The sequence below is a fragment of the Bradyrhizobium guangxiense genome, from assembly GCF_004114915.1.
Lineage (GTDB): Bacteria > Pseudomonadota > Alphaproteobacteria > Rhizobiales > Xanthobacteraceae > Bradyrhizobium > Bradyrhizobium guangxiense.
In genome coordinates this window covers 578,997-600,943 of record NZ_CP022219.1, presented here as the reverse complement: position 1 = coordinate 600,943, position 21,947 = coordinate 578,997, and the positions used below count along the sequence as shown (strand labels likewise).

21 protein-coding genes are annotated in these 21,947 nt (G+C 64.6%); 13 read left to right on the top strand and 8 right to left on the bottom strand.

The annotated features are described in order from the left end of the window. The first annotated feature begins 74 nt into the window (after window positions 1-74). Window positions 75-446 carry a winged helix-turn-helix transcriptional regulator gene (locus X268_RS02850; protein ID WP_128929125.1) on the top strand — a complete coding sequence of 124 codons (372 nt, stop codon included), beginning with the start codon at window positions 75-77 and terminating at the stop codon, window positions 444-446. Between the two features lie 575 nt (window positions 447-1,021). On the opposite strand, the gene X268_RS02845 is transcribed toward X268_RS02850, so the two are convergent. Further along, entirely contained in the window at window positions 1,022-2,251 is a 1,230-nt protein-coding gene (locus X268_RS02845; protein ID WP_128923525.1) for a glycosyltransferase family 87 protein, read from the bottom strand. 293 nt (window positions 2,252-2,544) lie between these two features. Between X268_RS02845 and X268_RS02840 the strand changes: the two genes are divergently transcribed. Genes X268_RS02840 through X268_RS02830 form a run of 3 tightly spaced genes read left to right on the top strand, consistent with a single transcriptional unit; the run spans window position 2,545 to window position 4,671 of the window. Beyond that, window positions 2,545-3,276: a haloacid dehalogenase type II gene (locus tag X268_RS02840; RefSeq protein WP_128923524.1), complete on the top strand. Its 732-nt coding sequence runs from the start codon at window positions 2,545-2,547 to the stop codon at window positions 3,274-3,276. A 37-nt stretch (window positions 3,277-3,313) separates the two neighbouring features. Then, window positions 3,314-3,781, top strand: coding sequence for a YbaK/EbsC family protein (locus tag X268_RS02835; RefSeq protein WP_128923523.1), 468 nt, complete (start codon window positions 3,314-3,316; stop codon window positions 3,779-3,781). A gap of 59 nt (window positions 3,782-3,840) precedes the next feature. After that, a complete protein-coding gene (locus tag X268_RS02830; RefSeq protein WP_128929124.1) occupies window positions 3,841-4,671 on the top strand; it encodes an adenylate/guanylate cyclase domain-containing protein in 831 nt (276 codons plus the stop codon). A gap of 101 nt (window positions 4,672-4,772) precedes the next feature. On the opposite strand, the gene X268_RS02825 is transcribed toward X268_RS02830, so the two are convergent. Continuing rightward, a complete protein-coding gene (locus X268_RS02825) occupies window positions 4,773-5,129 on the bottom strand; it encodes a hypothetical protein (protein WP_128923522.1) in 357 nt (118 codons plus the stop codon). Window positions 5,130-5,279: 150 nt separating this feature from the next. Beyond that, the gene (locus X268_RS02820; RefSeq protein ID WP_128923521.1) at window positions 5,280-6,266 is read right to left on the bottom strand and encodes a Bug family tripartite tricarboxylate transporter substrate binding protein; all 987 of its coding nucleotides are present in this window, start codon (window positions 6,264-6,266) and stop codon (window positions 5,280-5,282) included. Window positions 6,267-6,517: 251 nt separating this feature from the next. On the opposite strand from X268_RS02820, the gene X268_RS02815 reads away from it, so the two are divergent. After that, window positions 6,518-6,775, top strand: coding sequence for a hypothetical protein (locus X268_RS02815; RefSeq protein WP_164937489.1), 258 nt, complete (start codon window positions 6,518-6,520; stop codon window positions 6,773-6,775). A gap of 67 nt (window positions 6,776-6,842) precedes the next feature. On the opposite strand, the gene X268_RS02810 is transcribed toward X268_RS02815, so the two are convergent. Continuing rightward, window positions 6,843-7,778 (bottom strand): LysR family transcriptional regulator, encoded by a 936-nt coding sequence (locus X268_RS02810; RefSeq protein WP_128923519.1) that lies wholly within the window; start codon window positions 7,776-7,778, stop codon window positions 6,843-6,845. A 120-nt stretch (window positions 7,779-7,898) separates the two neighbouring features. On the opposite strand from X268_RS02810, the gene X268_RS02805 reads away from it, so the two are divergent. The 3 genes from X268_RS02805 to wrbA all read left to right on the top strand — a co-directional run bounded on the left by X268_RS02805 (window position 7,899) and on the right by wrbA (window position 10,180). Next, entirely contained in the window at window positions 7,899-8,651 is a 753-nt protein-coding gene (locus tag X268_RS02805) for an SDR family NAD(P)-dependent oxidoreductase (RefSeq protein WP_128923518.1), read from the top strand. A gap of 38 nt (window positions 8,652-8,689) precedes the next feature. Then, window positions 8,690-9,388, top strand: coding sequence for a pirin family protein (locus X268_RS02800; RefSeq protein WP_128923517.1), 699 nt, complete (start codon window positions 8,690-8,692; stop codon window positions 9,386-9,388). 192 nt (window positions 9,389-9,580) lie between these two features. Beyond that, the gene (wrbA, locus tag X268_RS02795; RefSeq protein ID WP_128923516.1) at window positions 9,581-10,180 is read left to right on the top strand and encodes an NAD(P)H:quinone oxidoreductase; all 600 of its coding nucleotides are present in this window, start codon (window positions 9,581-9,583) and stop codon (window positions 10,178-10,180) included. Between the two features lie 60 nt (window positions 10,181-10,240). Here wrbA and X268_RS39175 read toward each other — a convergent pair whose 3' ends face one another. The 3 genes from X268_RS39175 to X268_RS02780 form a co-directional block, all read right to left on the bottom strand. Then, a complete protein-coding gene (locus X268_RS39175) occupies window positions 10,241-11,386 on the bottom strand; it encodes a GNAT family N-acetyltransferase (protein ID WP_164937488.1) in 1,146 nt (381 codons plus the stop codon). 119 nt (window positions 11,387-11,505) lie between these two features. Continuing rightward, window positions 11,506-12,858 carry an O-antigen ligase family protein gene (locus X268_RS02785; protein ID WP_128929122.1) on the bottom strand — a complete coding sequence of 451 codons (1,353 nt, stop codon included), beginning with the start codon at window positions 12,856-12,858 and terminating at the stop codon, window positions 11,506-11,508. Between the two features lie 15 nt (window positions 12,859-12,873). Beyond that, window positions 12,874-13,974, bottom strand: coding sequence for a glycosyltransferase (locus X268_RS02780; protein ID WP_128923515.1), 1,101 nt, complete (start codon window positions 13,972-13,974; stop codon window positions 12,874-12,876). Between the two features lie 248 nt (window positions 13,975-14,222). Between X268_RS02780 and X268_RS02775 the strand changes: the two genes are divergently transcribed. Then, window positions 14,223-15,209, top strand: coding sequence for a glycosyltransferase (locus X268_RS02775; RefSeq protein ID WP_128923514.1), 987 nt, complete (start codon window positions 14,223-14,225; stop codon window positions 15,207-15,209). Between the two features lie 15 nt (window positions 15,210-15,224). On the opposite strand, the gene X268_RS02770 is transcribed toward X268_RS02775, so the two are convergent. Next, complete coding sequence (locus X268_RS02770) at window positions 15,225-16,253, bottom strand: glycosyltransferase family 2 protein (RefSeq protein WP_128923513.1); 1,029 nt, start codon at window positions 16,251-16,253, stop codon at window positions 15,225-15,227. A 395-nt stretch (window positions 16,254-16,648) separates the two neighbouring features. On the opposite strand from X268_RS02770, the gene X268_RS02765 reads away from it, so the two are divergent. The 4 genes from X268_RS02765 (at window position 16,649) to galE (ending at window position 21,924) form a co-directional block, all read left to right on the top strand. Then, complete coding sequence (locus X268_RS02765) at window positions 16,649-17,449, top strand: class I SAM-dependent methyltransferase (RefSeq protein WP_128923512.1); 801 nt, start codon at window positions 16,649-16,651, stop codon at window positions 17,447-17,449. A 291-nt stretch (window positions 17,450-17,740) separates the two neighbouring features. Further along, window positions 17,741-20,116 carry an exopolysaccharide transport family protein gene (locus X268_RS02760; protein WP_128923511.1) on the top strand — a complete coding sequence of 792 codons (2,376 nt, stop codon included), beginning with the start codon at window positions 17,741-17,743 and terminating at the stop codon, window positions 20,114-20,116. Next, window positions 20,109-20,912, top strand: coding sequence for a WecB/TagA/CpsF family glycosyltransferase (locus tag X268_RS02755; RefSeq protein WP_128923510.1), 804 nt, complete (start codon window positions 20,109-20,111; stop codon window positions 20,910-20,912). Before X268_RS02760 ends, X268_RS02755 begins: the two co-directional genes overlap by 8 nt. 19 nt (window positions 20,913-20,931) lie before the next feature. After that, window positions 20,932-21,924: a UDP-glucose 4-epimerase GalE gene (galE, locus tag X268_RS02750; protein WP_128923509.1), complete on the top strand. Its 993-nt coding sequence runs from the start codon at window positions 20,932-20,934 to the stop codon at window positions 21,922-21,924. The last annotated feature ends 23 nt before the right edge of the window (window positions 21,925-21,947 follow it).

Below are 21,947 nucleotides of genomic sequence, written 5' to 3'. Positions count from 1 at the left end.
GTACCCAAAAAATGTCAGACACGACTTTCCCGCCTGCACAGGCTCCGGCACCGGTCCAGAGCTGCACGCCGACTTTGCCCGGCTTCACCTGCGGCTTAGATGCGACCCTGCGGGTCATCGCCGGCAAGTGGAAGCCGCTGATCCTGTACTTCCTCGCCCAGGATGGACCGACCCGTTACGGCGAGCTCCGGCGCGCCATACGCGACGTCAGCGACAAGGTGCTGATCCAGCAGCTGAAGGAGCTGGAGGCCGATGGCCTCGTCAAGCGGACCGACTACAAGGAGGTGCCGCCGCGGGTGGACTATAGCCTCACTTCCTTGGGGCACAGCCTCGCCCAGGCTCTCGTGCCGCTCTGCGCGTGGGGCACGGAGCACATGGCGGAAGTCAGCCAGGTGTTCGCCGAACGGGCGACCTGGACGCGGCGAGAACGTCCGCCGGCTGTCTAGCTTGCGCGGCTCTTCGTTCGAGGTCTGCTCCGTCCCTGATCGCAGCGCGTTGATGCAACTCAGTCTGGCTTGGGCTTGGAGGCCAGAAGCACGAAGTTTTCGATGTAGAATAGTCTGGAGGTCCAGGTTTCGGGTCAACGACACCTCTGCTCTCAAACGTCGCCGGCTGTTTGTGCTGGCTGGCGCGATAGAAGAAGGGCAGATTCAAGCCGGTATGATTGCGAGCGCGCCGCTGAACTCTTCGCTATCTGTCTCTGGACTAATCCATAGCGTCGAATATGCCCGGACGGCCGATGGCCGAGAAGACGTCTGCCTTTGCATCGCCTACGAAAATTCCGACGAACTCGACATGTGGAAAGGCCTCAATCTTCAAAACGAGACGTTGGAAATAATGCCAGCAACGCGATCCATTTAGCCCTCTGCTGGCGGTCTTCGAGCGGCCACGATGTCCGCCCCGGGTCAAATCTCAACGCGAGTAATTCGCGTCCGCAGGATGCTGAAACAGACGTCAACTGGCGAGCCGTAGCTTCGCCGACGGCGCCGCTAAGTGACAGCTGAAGGAGAAACGCCGCCACTCAAGTCGAAGCTGGCGACGTCGCCAGCGAGACGGGCTGCGAGGTATCATTGGCCAACCGCCATAGAATACGAGCGGCGAACAACGGCAGGATCAGTCCAGCAATGGGCATTTTCGCGAAGCCAAATGGAAACATCAGAATGGGCAACATCCATAGCGCCAGCGAAAGAATTTGATCGGCCAACGTTTCGTTTTCGCGCTGACGCAGGAGCGCGACAATCCATCCGAACACAACCATGTCGTAGTTCATGATCCAAGGTGAAAACAAGAAGGTCGCGGTCACGAAGAGCGCCAGTGAGAGCACCGGATCGCGCTTGCGCCAGAACGTCCAAACCACCGCACCGACCGCAGATACCGACGCCACACCTTGCACCACCCAGGCCAGATCAGCCGGGACACCGGCAAGGCGGGCGTTGATCAAGGCTGAGGCAACGATCGGCCAGCCCATGACACCTGCCACCTCGAGCAGTTCGTGCTGTTGTGGCGCGACCTTGCGCCAATATTCCATCCAGATTTCCGGCCCAAGCCACGCTGCAGTCGCAGCGACAAGCAGCGCCGTTGTCACGACGGCTGAGCCAATGACGCGCCAGTGCCCTCTCAGCACCAACAAGATCGGGAGCAGGAGCCCGAGTTGCGGCTTGATGGTCAAAAAACCAAACAAGATTCCAGCCAGTATCGGTCGCCGATCGAGATTCGCCAGGCCACCGATGAGGAGCGCAGCGGTCAGAAAACCATTTTGGCCAAGGAATATGTTAACCGTAACGGCAGGGGCGACCGCCAGAAACGGCCAGTATTTTCGTTCGACACCACACGATGCTGCCGCCCAAACGTAGAGGGCAAGCCCGGCGACGCACCACGCGATGTACGACGGAAGAAAGCCAAGCAAGCCGAAGGGCCAGATGAGAAACAGAAGATGCGGCGGATACGACCAATACATCGGTGCTAAACCGGGGATGCCGGTCACCTTCGCCAGGGCAGCCATGTAGACGTCGAAATCAAACCAGTCCGCAGGACCGCCGGAGAAGGCCGATCGGCCACCCATCCAAGTGTTCAGAAAATCACGACCGACCGGAAAACCACCGGGGTCAAGCACAAAGGATGGGAACGACTGGGCTGCCGCCAGTTGGAAGTCCAGTACGACGACGACCAGCAGAACGGCCGCAGCCATTACGGTGAAGGCGGCATAGATCCTGACTGATGCCGAGGGGAACGCCGGTGCCAAGCTTGTCATGATTCATTATGCAGCTCAAAGGGTAAAGCCTCAGTTCACGGAAGGGCGGCGCAAGTACAGGGCAGCCAGGGCTTGATCCGACCCGATCAGGCTGATGAAAACGCGGGAGATTGGAGACGAAGGTGTGCACGCAAGCCCTGACGTTTCGGATCCCGCGTCTCGGGCATTGTCCGCAATGGATCACAGGCCGCCGATCACAGGTGCAGAGTTCCGCTTTGCTCTGGTAAGCTGACGGTTATGCTCACTCCCGCAAGTGGAGTTCTTGTCAGCACAACGGCCTGGAAGGACAGTCGATGAGAATCAACGCCGTCGTCTTCGATGCCTACGGAACACTCTACGACATCCAGTCGGTCGCCGAGATCACCGAGGATGCGTTTCCGGGCTATGGCGAGATCATCACGCAGGTCTGGCGGATCAAGCAGCTCGAATACACCTGGTTGCGCTCGCTGATGCGGCGCTACCAGGATTTTGCGGCCGTGACGCGGGACTCGCTGGCCTATACGCTGCGCGTGCTCGGGCTTGACTACGAGAAGGACGCGTTCGAGCGCGTGATCGAGAAGTACCTGCATCTCGATCTGTACCCGGATGCGACCACAGCGCTCACCGCGCTGAAGCCGCGAAAGCTTGCCATCCTCTCCAATGGCAACCCGGACATGCTGAATGCGCTGGTGCACAACACCAAGCTCGACCGCCTGCTCGACGCGACCATCAGCGTGGACGCGAAGAAGATCTTCAAGCCGAGCCCGGCGGCCTATGAGCTGATCGGCGAAGAGCTCGGCACCGCGCCTGAAGAGGTGCTGTTCGTGTCCTCCAATCCCTGGGACGTGGCGGGGGCAAAGTCGTTCGGGCTGAACGTCGCCTGGATCGAGCGAGTGACGCCGGAAGCCATGGCGCTGGCTTGCGTCGAGACTGAACTCGTGGCACCGCTCACGATGTTCAAGGCGATCCGCACCCAGATGGACGAGCTTGGCTTTGCGCCGGATTATCGTGTCCGCGCGCTCTCCGAGCTGCCGATGATTGCTTAGGCATCGCCGCCCGCAAGTCTTACATGAGCTGCCTGGAATGAGCCTGGAATCCGTTCGCGCCTTCTTCGCCGAGAAAGCCCCCGACATCACCGTCATCGAATCCCCGATCAGCTCGGCCACCGTGTCGCTGGCGGCCGAAGCCTATGGCGTCGAGCCCGGAATGATCGCCAAGACGCTGAGCTTGCGCGTCGGCGAACGCGTGATCCTGATCGTGGCCGCCGGCACCTCGCGGATGGACAACAAGAAGGTGAAGGCGCAGTTCGGCGGCAAGCCGAAAATGCTGGGGCTGGAGGAGGTCGCCGACATCACCGGGCACGAGGTCGGCGGCGTCTGCCCGTTCGGGCTGAAGTCGCCGCTGCCGGTCTATTGCGACATCTCACTGAAGGCCTTCGATGTGGTGGTGCCGGCCGCGGGCTCGACCCACAGCGCGGTGCGCATCACCCCCGACCGCATGGCCGAGCTGACCGCCGCCGAATGGGTCGATGTCTGTGACGTCAGGCCGTAAGGCGGCACCGATTACGATGCCTGATGCATTTGCCGGTCAGGGAGGCTAGCATGGCGCCGATGCCCGACGACAAGGTAAAGCGACGACTGACCACCGTGCTGTGCGCTGACGTGTACGGCTATTCTCGCCTTATGGAAGCGGACGAAACCGGAACGTTGGAGACACTCCGCCGCTACCGCACGGCCATTGCACGATTGGTCGAGCGCCATGACGGCCGCATCGTCAATACCTGGGGCGATGCCGTGATCGCGGAGTTCGCCAGCGTCGTCGAGGCCGTGCAATGCGCGGTCGAGATCCAGCAGGAGATCTCCAGTCAGGCCTCGGACGCGCCGGAGGCGAGCCCGATGCAGTTTCGCATCGGCATCAACCTCGGCGACGTGATGGTGGACGGCACCGACATCTATGGCGACGGGGTCAATATCGCTTCGCGCCTGCAAGAGCTCGCCGAACCCGGCGGCGTCGTGATCTCGAGCTCCGTCTACGATCAGGTGCACAACAAACTATCCGTCGGCTTCGACTGCCTCGGCGAGCGTCCCCTGAAGAACATCGCTCCCCTGACGAGCTATCGGTTGACGCTGGGTGGCCAAGCAGCCGGGCCGGGAAACTTCCCGATCGAGCAACGTGCAGCGCCTCCGGAGAGCGCGCGGGCTCCGCGATTGGACGACAGGCGCGCGCCGTCTTCGGCAACGAATGTCGTCTCGGATTGGCTGACAAGGCTGCCCCGCCCGGTTGCAGCGGCCCTCACGGTGTCAGCCTTCCTGATCCTGATCAATCTGTTCACCAGCAACAGGATCTGGTTTCATTGGCCAGTCGCAGCCATTCTGTTCGGCGTCGTCTTGCGAATGACGCTTGGACACCGACCTGAATCGGACAGCAGGACGGAGCGCTGAACGAGGCGGCGCGACCGCATGTCGCGCCACCAGACCCTCGCGGCACCAAATCTTCACGCTCAAGGCCGCGCACTTTTTCCGGATCGTGCGCTTGTCAGCGCCTAATCGTCATTATCGTCATAGGGACGCGGTTGCGCTGGCGGGGGTGGCGGCAGCGCATTATTGTAGCGCGGTGGCGGTGCGGCGCGATTGCGTGGGACCTGCTGCTGCGGTGGCATCTGGTTGTTGGACTGGAACACGGCACGGCAGCCGCTTGAGAGCTGCGGCGTGTTTTGCTGCAGGCACGCCGTGATGCGGCTCACGTCCGGGATCTGGTCGCTGCATAGCCGCCAGACGTCCGGCGTGCAGGCCATCTGCTGCTCCATGGTCCCGCGATATTCCTCGGCGAATGCTGCGCCCGGCGAGACGATGCCGCCGATCGCGAGCACGACACCCAGCGCAATCCGCTCTGTCCGCATGTCCCGATCCTTCTCGATTCCCTTCGATTTTCATCAATCAATGAGGCGGGAGCCGGTTCTGGACCAACAACAAAATGTGAAAACGCCGCTGGAACTCCTGAAGCTCCCGCTGATGCTTCAGCCCGTGGCGCCCCAGCAGCAGGACGCCGCCTACTCGACCTTGCCGATCTTCTTCACCGCCGCGATCAGCCGCGTGCTGTCGGTCGCGACGAATTGTGCGAAGGCCGGTGCGTCCTGATAGGCAACGAGACTGCCCGACGTTTCGAAAGCCTTGAGCACGTCGGGACTCGTCATCACCTGCGCCATCGCCTCGCGCAGGCGGGTCGCAATCGGCGCGGGAAGCGAACTCTGTGCGAACAGCCCTGCCCAGATGTACATCTCGACGTCCTTGTAGCCGAGCTCCTGGAAGGTCGGCACGTCGGGGAAGCTCGCGATTCGCTGCGCGCCACAATTGCCGAGCACGCGCAGCTTGCCGTCGTCGACCTGCGGCTTCAGCGTCCCCGGTGCGGCGGCGATGGCCTGCACCGTGCCGCTGAGGATCGCGGTAAGCGCGGGTCCTGCGCCGCGGAACGGCACATGCAGCAGCTTGATGCCGGCGCTGCTGGCGAACATCTCCATTGCCACATGCAGCGTGCCGTAGGGCCCGGACGAGCCGTAGGTGATCTGGCCCGGGCGCTTCTTCGCATCCTCGACGAAATCCTGCGCCGTCTTCCACGGCGCCGACGCCGACACGGCCAGCAGCGTGGGATCGGCGAGCACGCGCGCGATCGGCATGAACTGCGAGACCTCATAGGCGACCGGGCGGTCGAACAGACGGTCGGCCTCGGGAAGCACCGCGAGCGAGGACAGCGTCATCAGCAGCGTGTAGCCGTCGGGTTCGGCACGCGCCGCCGCGGCATTGCCGACCGAGCCGCCGCCGCCTCCGGCACGGTTGTCGACCACAACGGGCTTGCCGAGTATGCGCTCCAGCGCCATCGCCACCGGGCGCGCGGCAAGGTCCGCCTGCCCGCCGGCCGGGAACGGCACGATCATGGTGATGTTGCGTAGCGGATAGGCTTGGGCGAAGGCCGGATCCGGCAGAGCCGCCCGCAGCAGCGGCCATGCCGCAGCGGCACGCAAGAGATCGCGTCGATCCATGATGGGCCCTCCCCCTGATTTTCTTGTTTCGCTGTCAGCCTAGAGCATTTTCGGTTCTGATTGAATCAGAACCGAAGCTCTAGATTCTTGTTTTGACGCGTTTTCTTCACGCGAACCGGTGTCCACTTCGCTCGAAAACGCTCTAGCGCGCCAAACGGCAGGAACAAGACGTTTACGAAGCGTTAACCATGTCGCGCTCCGGCAGGAACGCATGTCTGGACCCGCTGTTGCCCTCTCAGGGAGAGTGAGTGATGCGGAATCTGGCGACCATCGACGTCGCGCTGGACGAGATGCTGGTGAATCTGGCGGCGATCGTGCTGCGGCTTTCGAAGCCCGAATTGACGCGGACGCCGGAAGCGCGGCGCGCTCTGGCGCAATCCGTCCATCAATACGGCGTGTGCGCGGCGCGCTCGAGCAATCCGCGCGTTCACGAATTGAAGACGCAGCTCGACGAGACGCTGAAGCCGACCTTGCGCATCGTCGCGATCGACGGCGTCAAGGTGTCGTAGTCAAGCCGCAAAGCAAGATGCCGTAGGGGGCAAAGCTTGCCCTTTGCGCGCCGTGCCCACCAAGGATCTATCCGGCTTTGGCGGCTTTCCTCGGCCGCCGCTTGCATGTGCCCGGCAGCTTCGCTGCGAGGAAATCGCCGAGCGCCTCGACGCGCGCTGGCCTTGGGCCGCCCGGCGGGGTCACCAGATGCACGGCGCCTTCGGCCTGCTTCCAGTCTTTCAGGATGACTTCGACGGCGCCGGAGGAGATGGCTTCGCCGACGATGAACTCGGGGAGCTCGGCGATGCCGAGGCCTGCGACCAGCGCCGGCATCACGGCTTCGCCATTGTTGACGCGGAGCTGTCCGCCCGGACGCACGCTGGCCTGCTCACCGGCCGCGTTGGTGTAGTGCCAGATGTTGGGCGTCGACATGTAGGCGTAGCTGAAGCATTTGTGCTCGGCCAGATGCATCGGGTGCGTCGGCCGGCCGTGACGCTTGAGATAGGACGGCGCGGCCACGGTGAAGCGCGGCATGGTGAAGAGCCGCCGCGCGATCAGCGAGGAGTCCGGCAGCCGCGCGATCCGCACCGCCATGTCGAACCCCTCGCCGATCAGGTCGACGGTCGCATCGCTCAGATGCAGATCGACAGAGACCTCCGGATAGGTCTCGAAGAATTCCGGCAGCAGCGGCGCCACCGCCTTGATGCCGAACGTCATGGGCACGGCGAGCCGCACCAGACCGCGCGGCGCCACGGATTGCGCCAGCGCCTCGTTCTCCGCGGCTTCGCCGTCGGCCAGAAGACGCGTGGCGCGCTCGGCGAGCTTGTGCCCGGCGTCGGTCAGCGCCAGCCGGCGCGAGGTGCGGTTGAACAGCCGCGCGCGGAGCCGCTCCTCGAGCCGCGTGACCGCCTTGGAGACCGTGGCCTTGGACATCGCCAGCTCGCTCGCGGCCCCCGCAAACGACCGCAATTCCACGACTTTTGCGAAAATCGCGAGCGCCTCGAAATCCGGGAGTTTTGCCATGGGAGCCGATCCGATCAGTAAATTTCAGGAAACAATGTGTTTCAACAGTTTCTATTTTTATACCACGGATGGAGGCTTATCCAAGAGGTCAATCGCAAACTCAGGGAATGGAGAAATCCAATGACCAAGAAGCTCTCGGGCAAGGTTGCCCTCGTCACCGGCGGCTCGCGTGGGATCGGCGCGGCAAGCGCCCGCGCCCTTGCTGATGAAGGCGCTGACGTCGCCATCAGCTATGTCGCCTCGCCGGAAAAGGCGGAAGCGGTCGTGACCGAACTGAAGGCCAGGGGCGTCAAGGCCCGCGCCTTCAAGGCCGATCAGGCGTCCGCGAAGGAGGTGACGCAGCTGGTCACCGACGTCGCCAAGGAATTCGGCCATCTCGACATCCTCGTCAACAATGCCGGCGTCGCCGCCGGCGGCGCCATCGACGATGCCAACGCGAATACGGACGCGCTCGCGCGCCAGGATCAGATCAACGTGCACGGCGTGATCGCCGCGATCCGCGCCGCCTCGCAGTTGATGGGTGAAGGCGGCCGCATCGTCACCGTCGGCTCGATGCTGGCCGACCGCGCCTCGTTCCCGGGCCTCGCCGACTACGTCGCCACCAAGGCGGCCGTGGTCGGCTACACCAAGGGCGCGGCCCGCGACCTCGGCCCGCGCGGCATCACGGTGAACGTGGTGCAGCCCGGCTCGATCGACACCGACATGAACCCGAAGGACGGCGGCGAGTTCGCCGAGACTCAGCGCAAGCAGCACGCGCTGCAACGCTTCGGCCGCCCCGAGGAAGTCGCCGCCGGAATCGTGTTCCTCGCAAGCCCGGACGCCTCCTTCGTCACCGGCACCGTGCTCAACGTCGACGGCGGGTTCGGCGCCTGATCAAGGCGCCACTCGTCCAACCCAAGGGAATTACGCAGATGATCGAACTCAGACCTTTCGACAAGCTCGGCGGCGCCGATCACGGCTGGCTGATAGCAAAACATCATTTCTCCTCCGCCAGCCATTATGATCCGAACAACATGGGTCACGGCGCATTGCGCGTGTGGAACGACGACGAGATCGCGCCGAACACCGGCTTTCCCGCCCATCCCCACGCCAACATGGAGATCATCACCTATGTGCGCGAGGGCGCGATCACGCACCAGGACAGCCTCGGCAACGAGGGCCGCACTGAAGCCGGCGACGTGCAGGTGATGAGCGCCGGCAGCGGCATCCGTCACTCCGAGTACAATCTGGAACCCACGAGGACGCGGATCTTCCAGATCTGGATCGAGCCGACGCAGCGCGGCGGCCAGCCGACCTGGGGCTCGAAGCCATTCCCCAAGGCCGACCGCTCCGGCAAGCTCGTCACCATTGCCAGCGGCCTTGCGGGTGACACCGACGCGCTGCCGATCCGCGCCGATGCGCGGGTGCTCGCCACCACGCTGAAGGCCGGCGAGAGCGCGGAGTACGCCCCGCAGACGTCGCGGCACGTCTATTTGGTGCCTGCGGCAGGCGCCGTCGAGATCAACGGCGTGCGCGTCAACGCCCGCGACGGCGCCGCGATCCGCGACGAGGAGAAGCTGACAATCACGGCACTCGAAGACTCCGAGCTCGTGCTCGTGGACGCGGCGTAGCGCGCCACACCCACAAACTCGTCATGCCCGGAGCCTGCCCCGGGCATCCATCACCTTCGCAAGGAGCTTTTCGAAGGGCGGTGGGTTGCCGGGCCTACGCCACGCCGAAGAGGCTTCGGCCTCGCAGACGGGTCAAGCCCGGCAACGACAGCGAACAAGCAAGCCACTTCCCCAACCCCAACGGAGACCACCATGACCAAAGTTCTCGTCCTCTATTATTCCGCCTATGGCCATATCGAAGCGATGGCCAACGCTGTCGCCGAAGGGGCGCGCGAAGCCGGCGCGACCGTCGACATCAAGCGCGTGCCGGAACTGGTGCCGGCTGAGGTCGCCAAGGCGTCCTACTACAAGGTCGACCAAGCCGCGCCGATCGCCAAGATCGAGGACCTCGCCAATTACGACGCCATCATCGTCGGCACCGGCACCCGTTTCGGCCGCATGGCCTCGCAGATGGCGAACTTCCTCGATCAAGCCGGCGGGCTCTGGGCCAAGGGCGCGCTGCACGGCAAGGTCGGCGGCGCCTTCACCTCGACCGCGACCCAGCATGGCGGCCAGGAGACGACGCTGTTCTCGATCATCACCAACCTCCTGCATTTCGGCATGGTCGTGGTCGGCATGAATTACGGTTTTGCCGGCCAGATGAAGCTCGACGAGATCACGGGCGGTGCGCCCTATGGCGCCACCACGATCACCGGCGGCGACGGCAGCCGTCAGCCCAGCGCCAACGAGCTCGCCGGCGCCCGCTATCAGGGACGCCAGATCGCGGAGACCGCCAAGAAGCTCCATGGCTGAGCTGCGTGGCTGAACTCCACGGCTGATGTGATCGCGGCATTCCCGTTCGGGAATGCCGCTTCAACGTGGGCCTTTGCCCATAGCCCGCGCGGCAAGGGCGGCGGCTGCGGGATAGCGACGCAGGCCCTGCGCGGCGTGGTCGCGCCATGCGAAAGGGGCGCCGCGCCAGGTCAGCGCGACACTGACATCGGTCAGCGGCACCCGCTCGGCGCCGAAGCGCCGCTTGTAATCCAGATTACCGATGCCGAGGTCGAAACGGCGCACGCCCTCGGCATGCAGCGCCGCCATGGTGCGTTCGGCGACGAGCAGCCCCGGCGAGCAGCTCGACCATGCAGCGCCGCCATGGCTGATGCGGAGCAGGTAATAGGTCGTGCCCTGCCTGACGCCGAATGACGTGCCGACGACACCCTCGTCGCAGACCAGCGCCGAAACGACGGCATAGCCTTCTGCGACGCCACGGCGGACGACCTCGCGATAGAACCGTGCATGGGTCTCGTCGTTGAGGACGAACCTCGTGCCGAGCTTACGCATGCGCACCTGCTGCTGGACATCCATCACGTCCATCAGTTCATGCGCGCGCGCGACGTCCCTGGCGATCTCGAACCTCGCGCCCTGGTGCCGGCTGAACACGCGCCAGCAACGCGGCATCTGCATGCGCTTGATCGACGCCTGATAGTCCGCATAGTCGTCACCCATCAGCACGAGATTGCCGTTGAGCGAGGAGGATCCGATCCGGCCGCGCAACACCAGTGGGTTCGGCTTTCCGCCGACCTCTGCCGGCATCTTTCTCATTCGGAGCAGATCGAAACGTTCGGGCGCCGCCCGCAGCGCATCGATCAGCGCCCGGTTGATCGCGTTCGTCACCGCGGTGTCCAGCGCGGCGTCGGGCGCCAGGATCGGCGCGTTGTTGTCGGAGACGCCGAGATCGGCGAATTCGACGATGCGGATGCCGCGCCTGACATGGCTGATCATCGGCACCATCGCGATGTCCTTGCCGCTGGCGGCATCAGAGATCACGGCAATCAACGGCGCGACATCTTGGAACGACTGGTACCAGGGGCCAAGCCAGTCGTCGCGTTGGAAAGCGGTGCAATGCCCGGCGTTCAGGCGCGAAGCGGCCTGACGCCAGTCACGCACGAAATCGACGCTGATGTTCGACGTGTTGGACACAAGACCATCTGATTGCTCGAGGCTGAGAGACGTCATCCGCGGGACATACGACTACTGAATGCTTCGAGATAGATTGTGTTTTGTCGCAGACCAACGTGAACGGCACTTATCGTTAAACCATCGCGAGGGCAGACAGCCTTGGATGCGACAAGCTGTCATGGCTTCGGCTCCGCTTGCGCGACGCACTGGAACCTCGCCAGGAAATGCAGACCGGCCGCCGCCAGGGCAAACAAGAACCAGATCGGGTTCTGCCGTTCGAGCAGGAAGGTCTCGGTCGCTCCATAATAAAGCCCGAACAGCCACACGGTGAGGAACAGCTTTGCCAACGCGCCGCTGCGGTTGCGGGTCTGGGCTGACTGGAAATTGCGGAGCGGTGCGAGCACGAAGATGAGGATCACCAGCAACAGCCCGGGCAGGCCGATGGTCACGGCGAGGTCGAGATAGCTGTTGTGGCTGTGCGCCGCGGACGTCGCCCATTCAGCGCCTTGCGCGGTCTGCCGTTCCGTGACGTCGTCCCAGAAGGCCGCATAGCCGTGACCGATGATCGGCTTCTCGGCGACGGCCGCCAGCGCGAACTCCCAGATGTCGGAACGGCCCGTGAAGGTGGGATCGAGGGGCAGCAGCCGCGTCATGGCCCCGAGCGCCGGACTCAGGACGCTGCCGACCGTCAGCAGGTTCATCACGACCAGCGGCACGAAGCAGATGATCCGCTTCAGCCACAGACCTGGGGTGACATAGACCAGCGAGGCGAGCACGTAGATCGCAAGGCACAACACCGACGAGGTCTTGCCACCGGTGAAGACCAGAAAGACACCGGCCAGCGCGGCAATCGCGGGTCCCATCACGAACGAGCCGACGGCGGACAAATAGATGCCGACATAGACCAGGATGGTCATCACCGGCGAGGCGACGTTCTTATGACCAAAACTGCCGCGCCAGTCGCCGGCGAGCTGCGGCTCGGTGATGTCGAGCGCGGTGTGCATCGAATATTGCGGTGCGAGGAAGACGCCGAGATAGCAAAGCGCGAGCAGCACCATCGCAGCGCCACCAAGACATATGTTGAAGCTGCGCTGCGTCGGCGGCAGCAATGGCATCAGGACGGCGAGCGACGTCACACTGACGAGCAGCACAAAGCGCTGCATCGACACGCCAGCGTTCTCCGAGAGGACGATGTTGATCAGCAGCCAGCCCACGAGGCAGAGATGAAGCGGTGTCAGCAGGGTCTTCAGCGCGGGTGCATCCCTGGCTGCGACGAACAGCACCGCGGCCGCCGCCAGGAGTCCCCAGGCGAGATAGGTCACCGCCATTCGTCCGCCGACGACGGTGGTGACATCGGGATTGCGCAGGTCCGGGAACGGATCGAGCGTCACCAGCACCAGCAGCAGCGACGCGACGGCGACCAGACAGCGCGCAGCTTGCGCGGCGTTCAGCTCCGCCAGGCCGTCGCGCAGGACACGGCCCAACGATCGGGCCTCGAACTCCGTCATGTCGGCCGCGCTGCGGTCCATGCTGCGGTCCATGGCTCAAGACACCTGATGACGGCGGTGAGGCCCCAGGTCCTGGCTCGGCCCGGTCATGCGTCCGTCCGCCGGCACGCTTGAGGCTTGCGCCGCCGGCTGCCGCACGATGCTCCGCGCGATCTCGTAATATTGCAGCGCCCGCTGCTCGAGCGTGAGACTGTCCAGGATATAGCCACGCGGATCGAACACGCCCGCGGTACAGCCGGCCCAGAAATTGTCCCAACCGGCCTCGAACCCCGCGAGGTCGACGAACTTGGCGCCGCAGCGTTCGTCCCAATACGGCACCGACGACACTGGCGCGAACCGCACGCGGTGCGGATAGTAGTCGGGGTCTCGCCACGGGCCGCCCGGATCCCAGGCGAAAACAGGCACGCCGCAGGACAAGGCCTGCTGATAAGCGATGCCCTGGCTCTCGTTCTGGCACAGGAAGATCATCGCGCGCGAGGCTGCCAGCGCGGCCTGATACTCGTCCTCCTTGTAGCTACCGTAGCGCAGCTCCGTGAACGAGCGCCCCTCCTTGACGAGCCGGGCGCGAACGGACGCGATCAGCTCCGGCTCATGGCGCTCGCGGTCCCAGTGGACCTTGTCGTAGATCAGCACATCGACGGTCTTTTGCGACGCCTGCGACGGCGCCCACAGATCGGTGTCGATGCCGACGGGCCAGGCCTCGGTGTCGGGCCAGTACGGCCGGTACATGTCGACATACCAGGGGCCGGGCACCACGACCTTCTTCACCGGCAGACGTTTGAACAGATCAGGGTCGTCGAGTGGATGATTATGCGCGGCGACGCCGAGCAGGATCGGATTCTTCCAGGCGAACTTGTCGAGCAGGAAGGTGCGGCCGATGATGCAGGCGAGCTCCTCGGGATGCTGCGCGATGTAGCCGTAATCGTTGACGCGGTAGCGGATCCCGAGCCGGTCGAGCCCCGCACAGAGATTGAGGAACACGCGAAGCTGGCCGCTCATGCGCGGTTCGCCGAGCAACAGGCGGCGCGCCATGCGCCTCAGATGCCGGTCGCCGGGAAACCAACGGTCGTCCTTGTCCTCATAGAAGAGGTTGAGGATCATCGCGTCGGGGTCGTGTTCGAATGTTTTTGTGGGCACTGGATCCATCCGCGGCAACCAGGTGCGCATTCTCGCATGGGACCGGCTGTCGCACTCTTCCAATTTTGCCACAGGCTTAATGCCAGCGGCTTAACGCTATTCTACGAAACCAGCGCCGCGCACGCCTTGCCACCAACCATTCGCCTGCAATGCGAGTATCATCGGCGGGCAGCCGAGGTTGCGATCGCCAGCGTTGCCACTCCGGCAGATGCGCCCTGGTTAACTGATCATTAACGACGAGCCGCAGCTTGATCACCGCCGAAGACGTTCTCGAACTGCCGGCCGCGTCGCGCGCGGCACCGGCAGCGCGCCTGCCGCTGTCGGTGAATACGGCCGCGTCGGTCTCCGTCGTCATTCCCGCCAAGAACGCCGCGGCGTATGTCGGCGAAACCATCGCGAGCGCGCTGGCAAAAGCCGGTGTCACCGAGGTGATCGTCGTGGACGATGGCTCGACCGACGACACCCTTGCGATCGTCCGCGCCGTCCGCGACCCGCGGCTGCGCCTGATCCGCAATGATTCCGCCGGCGTGTCGGCGGCGCGCAATCTCGGCGCGCGGTATGCGAGCAGCGAGTGGCTGCTCTTCCTCGATGCCGACGACCGCCTGCGTCCCGACGCGGTGGCGGCGCTGCTGGCAGCAGCGCATGGGGCTCCGCGCGCAGTTCTCGTCTACGGCGACTACAATACGATCGACAGCGAGGGACGGCAGATCGGCCGTCGCGACCTGTTGAAGGGACGCCGCAAGCCGTCCGGCGACGTGCTGTCGCGGCTCGCGGCCGGCAATTTCATCGTCAACGGCGGTATCGCGCTCGCACGCGCGGAGGCCTTCCGCGCCGTCGGCGGCTTCGACACCTCTCTCAGATATTGCGAGGACTGGCATTGCTGGTGCCGTCTTGCCGCGATCGGCGAGTTCGAGTTCACACCGAAGCTGCTGCTCGACTATCGCCTGCACACGGCCAACACCATGAACGCGGCGGTGCGGACGCCCAAGGATTTCTTCCCGGCCATCGCGCGGGTGTTCGACGACGGGCTGATCCTAGCCAGATTGCCCGAGGGCACGGCGCCCGGGCTGCGCCTCGCCGCCGAACTTCATCTCATCACCTATGCGGCGATGCAGGCGGTCCGCTTCGGCCGGTATCGCCAGGCCTTGGGCTATCTCGCGATGGTCGGCCAGCGTTCGCTCAAGGCGCTGCCGCGCGCCGCAGCCAGGACCACCCTCGCCCGTTTTGGGATCTGACCGGCGGCTCCGGCGTCAGGACACGATCTGCGAAGCCTCATAAGGCTTCGGCTCGACACCGAACGCAGCCAGCGCAGCACCGAACGCGACCATCATTGGGTGCATCGCGACGACGGCTTTCGACGAGGTCAACAGACCTGCGGAGCGCACCAGCGACAGCGGCAGGCGCCCCCGCATCTGCGCGAACACCCGCGCTCGCGCCGCCATACTCTGGGCGGCCTTGTACTGCACACGATAATTGATCGCGCCGATACGAAAGCCGCGCCTTGCGATCCAGCCGAGGCTGGTGCGGCTCTCCGGCACCGTCTCGGTGATGACGGCCTCCGCGGTCCAGTGGAATATCATGCCGGCGTCACGGCACCGCACGAAGAAGTCGCAATCGCCGCCGCCGAGAAAGTTGAACCGCAGGTCGAACGCCGGACGATCGAACCGCTCGAAAACGGACCGCGTAATCAGGCAATTGCCGCAGCCATAGATCAGCGGCACTGCGCCGGTGTAGTCGTATGTGGGACAGAAGGCCGGATGACGCGAAAGCCAGGGCTTGCTGTCGTCGTCGAACACCGGCAGCACCGGCCCGCCGACCACGTCGGCGCCGGTCGCCTCCGCGGTGCGGACCATCAGCTCGAGCCAGTCGGGCGAGGCGATCTCGTCGTCGTCGATCATCAGGAAGCGGGTCGCGGCGGGAAACAGCGCCTGCGCCGTTTCGAACGCAGCGTTGATTGCCTGGCAATTGCCCTGTCGCTTCTCGACGAGACAGACACCCTGCAGCCTGCCGGCAGCCAGGAACTCCGCGGCGACCGGTGCGCTTTCGCGCCGCGCAGCGTCGTTCTCGACCATGACGACGGCAAAGGAGCGCGGGGTACGCTGGCTCGCCAGCGAGTCCAGGGTCAGCCGCAGGTGATGCGGACGGCGGAAGCAGGGAATGCAGACGACAATGCCGACCGACAGGTCGATGACGCGGGAGCTCGCCACGATCTCCCGGTTGGGATCGCGCACGGCATCCGATATCCGCGTGGCGAACAGATCTGTCGGGATCAATGTCATGACGTTCTAGATGTCCGAGATAGGTTGAAAAAGCCCTGCTTCAATCACGCATCCCACGACGGCACATCGCCGCGGGACAGATGCGTCCCAAAATGAACAGCTCTACTGGGACGGCGCGCCGGCGCCATGCTCCGATCTTCCGGCCATTCCGAGACAACGCCCTGCGCTTAACCGCCTTCGCCTGTTTCTCGCGCGAATTCATGCCCGCGTGATACTGCAATTCGCAGTCCATGCGCCGACGATGGCTCAACATGAACAATGCCGTAGTTAACGCTTATGCGGATTAACCGGACCGTAAGCACTGCAACCGGTGAGGCGCCGCGGCATCAGATTTGCTCTTCGGGCACGCAGGATTTTTCCTGTAAATTTGAATAGAACAAGCGCGGTCAAACAAAATGAACAAGCCAGCCACGATCAATCTCGCGACAGCTACGGCGATCCAGATCCCCGCGGCCGTTGCACCCGTCCAGGCGCTGCATGATCTTGTCCCCGGCGAAGCCCGCGACAGCCTGCTCGCCGTTCACGATGTGCTGCACCGCGAACTGCCGAAAGGTCAGCTTGCCATCTATGAAGCCGGCGGCGGCTCGTGCAGCGTTCTGCCACCGGAATTGCTCAACCGCAGCAGGGTCACCGTCGTCGACATCGACGAGGACCAGGTCCGCAACAACACGTACGCAGACGAAGCCATTCTCGGCGACGTGCAGACCTATTGCTTCGAGCGCGAGACCTTCGATCTCGTGATCTGCTACAACGTGATCGAGCACCTGCCCCATGTCGACGCCGCACTCTTGAACTTTCGCGATGCGCTCAAGCGCGGCGGAATGATCCTGATCGGCGCGCCCAATCCCCGCTCCCTGTCCGGCGTCGTCACCAAATATTCGCCGCACTGGTTTCACGTCTGGTTCTACCGGCACGTCCGCGGCATCAAGGACGCCGGCATGCCCGGCGAGCCGCCATTCCCGACCTTCTTTCACCCGCTGGTGACGCTACCCCGGCTCGAAGCATTCGCGGCCGCCAACGGCCTCGAGATGGTCTACCGCCGTGAGGTCGAGAGTCCGCGCTATCCCGAGATGCGTCGGCGCAAGCCGCTGTTCGCGGCTCTCGTGGACGCCGGCGCCGCCGTGCTGAACGCCGTGCTTCCGCGCGGCATCGACGTCCGCCGCGGCGATTATCACGTCATCCTGCGCAAGAGCTGACGATCATGGCGCGCGCGCGTCGCATCGCGGAACAGGCGGCATCTCGCGGCCGGGCCGTGCGCGGTAATGAACCGTTAATCTCCGCAGCACCCCCGCACGTCAGGCGTCACGAGGACGCACGGCGGAGCGGCACGCGCTTAAACGCTTTGTTTGCCATTTCGGTGAATAGTCCCTCAATGAGTATGGTTAATTTTCCCTGTTGCGTTGATTGGGCGCCTATATCCCGGGCGCATGGCGTAGAGCGAAGAGTAACCCCTCAGCCTGCGGCATTTGGAATGGAAGCTGGGGATCATGCTTGACTATGACCAGCCGATAGATCGGGCGAAAACCGCGTCCCCGCACCGGGGCTCTTCGGCCGACTTCAACGTGCTGGAGCTCGCCAATCTGCTCTGGCGGCGCAAGATCGCGATTGCCGCGGCCGCCCTGCTCGGCGCCACGCTTGCCGTCACCATCGGCAAAAGCCTGACGCCTCGCTACACCGCCACCGCCCAGCTCTATGTCGATCCGCGCGAGCTTCAGCTCGTCGACCGCGAGCTGACGCCGCGCGCGCAGGACGTCTCGGGCATGTCCATGGTGGTGGAGAGCCAGGCGCGCCTGATCACCTCCAACAGCGTGCTGCTGCAGGTGATCCAGCAGGCCGGTCTCGACAAGGATCCGGAATTCGGCGGCGGCGCCGACGGCAGGAGCCTGGCGTCGTCGCTGCTCGGCCTGATCGGCCTTCAGCCTCCCGCGCCTACAGCCGCGGCGAACAGGGAAGTGCAGCTTGCGGCGCTCGATGCGCTAAACCGGCACATCACCATCCGCAAGACCGAGAAGAGCTTCATCGTCGACATCGAGGTCTGGTCGACCGATCCGGCGAAAGCGGCGATGCTGGCCAACACGCTGACCAGCGTCTACCTCGCCGAATCCCGCAACTCGCAAGCCTCGGCCGCACGACGCGCCACCAACGACCTCTCCAGCCGCCTGAAGGAGCTGCGCGAGCGGCTGCGCAACGCCGAAACCGCGCTCGCCACCTACAAGGCCCAGAACAATTTCGTCGGCACCCAGGATGCGCTGATCAGCGACCAGCAGCTCTCCGCCAGCAACCAGCGGCTTTCCGCGGCCCGTGCCGCGACCATGGATGCCCAGGCGCGGCTCGACCAGATCGAGGCCAGCCGCCGGACCGCGGCGGATGCCGGCGCAATACCGGAAGCGCTACAATCGCCGACGATCGCGAATTTGCGCGCGCAATATGCCGATGCGCGCAAGAAATATGCGGAGCAGGCCGGTGAGCTCGGCCCGCGCCATCCGGCGCTGCGCCAGACCGAGAAGCAGGTCGAGGACCTCAAGCGCACCATCAATGAAGAGATCGACCGCTTCGCGCAGTCCGCCAAGAACGATCTGACACGCGCCCGCGACTTCGAAGCCTCACTGAACCGGGCGCTGGAGGCGCAGAAGCGGCAGAGCGTCCAGCTCAGCCAGGCCGCCGTGCGCCTGCGCGAGCTCGAGCGCGAAGCCGACGCCAGCCGCGATGTCTACCAATCCTTCCTCAAGCGCTCGCGCGAGACCGAGGAGCAGGAGAGCCTGAACACCTCGGCCGCCCGCGTCATCGGCGAGGCGACCGTGCCGCAGCGGCGCTCGTTCCCGCCCGCCATGAGTCTGTTCGCCATGATCGGCTTCATCTTCGGCGCGCTCGCGGCCGCGAGCTGGTTCGTCGCGGCCGAACTCCTGTTCGCCGGCACAACCGCGCCGCTGCCCGCGCCGGCGCGCCGGGAGCGCAAGCCTCCGCCGGGGCGAACGCGCGCTACCGAGGTCGTGGCGTCCCCGGAGGCTGCGCAGCCTCAGCAGGTCTCGCTGGCGCCGGAAGCGGCGCAGGCCCTGCCCGAACTTGCCGCGCCATCGCTGCAGCCTGCGATGGTCGAAAAGCCCCTGGTCGAAAAGCCGCTGATCGCGCGCCTGCAGGAGGCCGACGTCATCCATACGCTTGGCGCCATTCTCGCCACCGGCGGCGGCATCGACCTGACGCGGCTGGGCTGGCCGACGCTGCGACCCGGCTTTCCCCTGACGAAGCTGCTCAACACCTGCCGCGACATGCGCGCTGCCGTGGCGCGGCGCGCCAGCGACAGGGCTATGCCCGTCATTGCGCTCGTCGGCGCCGGCGAGACCATCGGACGCAGCGTGAGCGCGCTGAACTTCGCGCTCGCGGCCGCGCGCGACGGCGCCCGCGTGCTGATGATCGACGCCGACCATCAGGCCCACGCGCTCTCGAACAAGCTCAGCCGCCCCGGCAAGAGCGAGCCGAGCCGACTCGGCTGGCTCTCGGTCGGCAGCAGGGCCGCACGCGAGATCAAGACGGTCAACGGCATTTCGGTGCTGCCGGCCGGCGAGAGCGATGCCGGCAAGGCTGCCGACGCGATCCGCAAGGCGATTGCACAGGCGCGCGCGGCGGGTGGCTATGACCTCGTAATCCTCGACGGCCCCGCGATGCCGCTCGCAGCCGGCAGCCGCAAGCTGCTCGATGACACCGACGCGCTGGTGGCAGTGCTGCCGACCAGCCTCGACATCAATGACAGCCTGGAAGAGATCCTGACCGCGCTCGGCCGCGCCGAGAGCAAGCTCGTCGGCGTCGTGCTTGACGAGCTCACCCCTGCAGCCGAAGCGCGCCAGCGAGGCAGACAATATGCTTGAACGCCGCGTCAACCTCGACGGACGGGCGGCAACTGCCGACGTGCCGCGGATCACCCTTGGCGGGCTGCGCATGGCCGCGCTCGACCTGGAAGCCACCGCCGATTTCATGATCGAGGCGACCGATCCCGACAATCGCATCGGCCGTCCGCTGTTCCTGACCTCGGCCAATGGCGAGGTGCTGGCGCGCTGCTCGACCGAGCCGCAGACCGAGCGCCTGTTCCGCGCCGCCGATCTGATCAATGCCGACGGCCAACCGCTGGTGGCTGCCTCGAAGCTGCAATCCTGGTTTCCGTTGCCCGAGCGCGTCGCAACCACGGACTTGTTCCACGTCGTCGCGCGCAAGGCCGAAGCGATCGGCCGCACCTTCTACATGTTCGGCGCCAGCGAAGCCGAGAACCTCGCGGCCGTCGAGAACGTCCAGAAGATGTATCCGAACCTCAAGATTGTCGGGCACAGCCACGGCTATCTGCGAGGTGAGGCGCTACGCGCAAAGGTCGAGGAGATCAACGCGCTTGCGCCGGACTATCTGTGGATCGCGCTTGGCGTGCCCAACGAGCAGGCATTCGTGAAGGAATTCACGCCACATCTCACCAATGTTGGCGTTATCAAGACATCCGGTGGGTTGTTCAACTTTTTGTCTGGAAGCCGTTCCCGCGCGCCGCGATGGATGCAGCAGGTCGGGCTGGAATGGGTCTGGCGCACCTTGCTCGAGCCGCGCCGCCTGTTCTGGCGCTATTTGACCACCAACCCCCGCGCGCTCTATCTTCTCTTCAGCCGCAGACGAACCCTCCGCTAAGAGAAGAGCAGAAGACGACATGACAGACCGACCGACCGTCCTCGTCACCGGGGGCGCGGGCTATATTGGCTCGCATGCCTGCCGCGCATTGACCGCCGCCGGCTACGAGCCCGTCGTTTACGACAATCTCTCGACAGGCCATCGCAGCTTCGTCGCGGGTCCTCTGGTGACAGGCGATCTGCTCGACGGCGCGGCGCTGGCACGCGCCTTCGCCGACCACAACATCACGGCGGTGATGCATTTCGCGGCGGCGAGCCTGGTCGGCGAGTCCATGGCCGATCCGCAGAAATACTATGTCAACAATGTGCAGGGTACGCTGTCGCTGTTGCAGGCGATGCGTAACGCGAATTGTCACCGCATCGTGTTCTCCTCGACCGGCGCCGTCTACGGCAATGCCGATTCCAGGGAACTGCCGGAAGACTTTCCCTGCGTGCCGATCAACCCCTACGGCGCATCGAAATGGATGATCGAGCGGATGCTCGCTGACTTCCGCTCGGCCTATGGCTTCGGCGCGTTCTGCCTGCGCTATTTCAACGCCAGCGGCGCCGATCCGGCCGGCGGCATCGGCGAGCTGCGCGACAACGAAACCCATCTCATTCCCCGCGCCATGATGGCGCTGCAGGGCCACGTCGACTTCGCGGTGTTCGGCGACGACTACGACACGCCGGACGGAACCGCGATCCGCGACTACATTCACGTCACCGACCTCGCGGCGGCGCATGTCGCGGCATTGAAGCTTCTGGAAGGCGGACATGCCGGCGGCAGCTTCAATCTCGGCACCGGTTCCGGCTTTTCCGTGCGCGAGATCCTCAACGCGATCAAGCAGGAGACCGGGCGCGAGGTGCCGCACACCGTCAAGCCGCGCCGCGCCGGCGATCCGACATATCTGGTCGCCGACCCCTCAGCCGCGCGAAAGGTACTGAACTTCGTGCCGGGTCACTCCGACCTCGCCACAATCATCCGAACCGCCTGGGCCTGGCACCAGACGGCGCATCCGTTCAGGTCGCGTTAGGCAACCGTAACATCCGTACCTTG

Coding starts and splice junctions, on each gene's coding strand:
- X268_RS02845 (WP_128923525.1), bottom strand. CDS start 2,251: ATGACAAGCTTGGCACCGGCGTTCCCCTCGGCATCAGTCAGGATCTAT.
- X268_RS02840 (WP_128923524.1), top strand. CDS start 2,545: ATGAGAATCAACGCCGTCGTCTTCGATGCCTACGGAACACTCTACGAC.
- X268_RS02835 (WP_128923523.1), top strand. CDS start 3,314: ATGAGCCTGGAATCCGTTCGCGCCTTCTTCGCCGAGAAAGCCCCCGAC.
- X268_RS02830 (WP_128929124.1), top strand. CDS start 3,841: ATGCCCGACGACAAGGTAAAGCGACGACTGACCACCGTGCTGTGCGCT.
- X268_RS02825 (WP_128923522.1), bottom strand. CDS start 5,129: ATGCGGACAGAGCGGATTGCGCTGGGTGTCGTGCTCGCGATCGGCGGC.
- X268_RS02820 (WP_128923521.1), bottom strand. CDS start 6,266: ATGGATCGACGCGATCTCTTGCGTGCCGCTGCGGCATGGCCGCTGCTG.
- X268_RS02815 (WP_164937489.1), top strand. CDS start 6,518: ATGCGGAATCTGGCGACCATCGACGTCGCGCTGGACGAGATGCTGGTG.
- X268_RS02810 (WP_128923519.1), bottom strand. CDS start 7,778: ATGGCAAAACTCCCGGATTTCGAGGCGCTCGCGATTTTCGCAAAAGTC.
- X268_RS02805 (WP_128923518.1), top strand. CDS start 7,899: ATGACCAAGAAGCTCTCGGGCAAGGTTGCCCTCGTCACCGGCGGCTCG.
- X268_RS02800 (WP_128923517.1), top strand. CDS start 8,690: ATGATCGAACTCAGACCTTTCGACAAGCTCGGCGGCGCCGATCACGGC.
- wrbA (WP_128923516.1), top strand. CDS start 9,581: ATGACCAAAGTTCTCGTCCTCTATTATTCCGCCTATGGCCATATCGAA.
- X268_RS39175 (WP_164937488.1), bottom strand. CDS start 11,386: ATGACGTCTCTCAGCCTCGAGCAATCAGATGGTCTTGTGTCCAACACG.
- X268_RS02785 (WP_128929122.1), bottom strand. CDS start 12,858: ATGGACCGCAGCGCGGCCGACATGACGGAGTTCGAGGCCCGATCGTTG.
- X268_RS02770 (WP_128923513.1), bottom strand. CDS start 16,253: ATGACATTGATCCCGACAGATCTGTTCGCCACGCGGATATCGGATGCC.
- X268_RS02765 (WP_128923512.1), top strand. CDS start 16,649: ATGAACAAGCCAGCCACGATCAATCTCGCGACAGCTACGGCGATCCAG.
- X268_RS02760 (WP_128923511.1), top strand. CDS start 17,741: ATGCTTGACTATGACCAGCCGATAGATCGGGCGAAAACCGCGTCCCCG.
- X268_RS02755 (WP_128923510.1), top strand. CDS start 20,109: ATGCTTGAACGCCGCGTCAACCTCGACGGACGGGCGGCAACTGCCGAC.
- galE (WP_128923509.1), top strand. CDS start 20,932: ATGACAGACCGACCGACCGTCCTCGTCACCGGGGGCGCGGGCTATATT.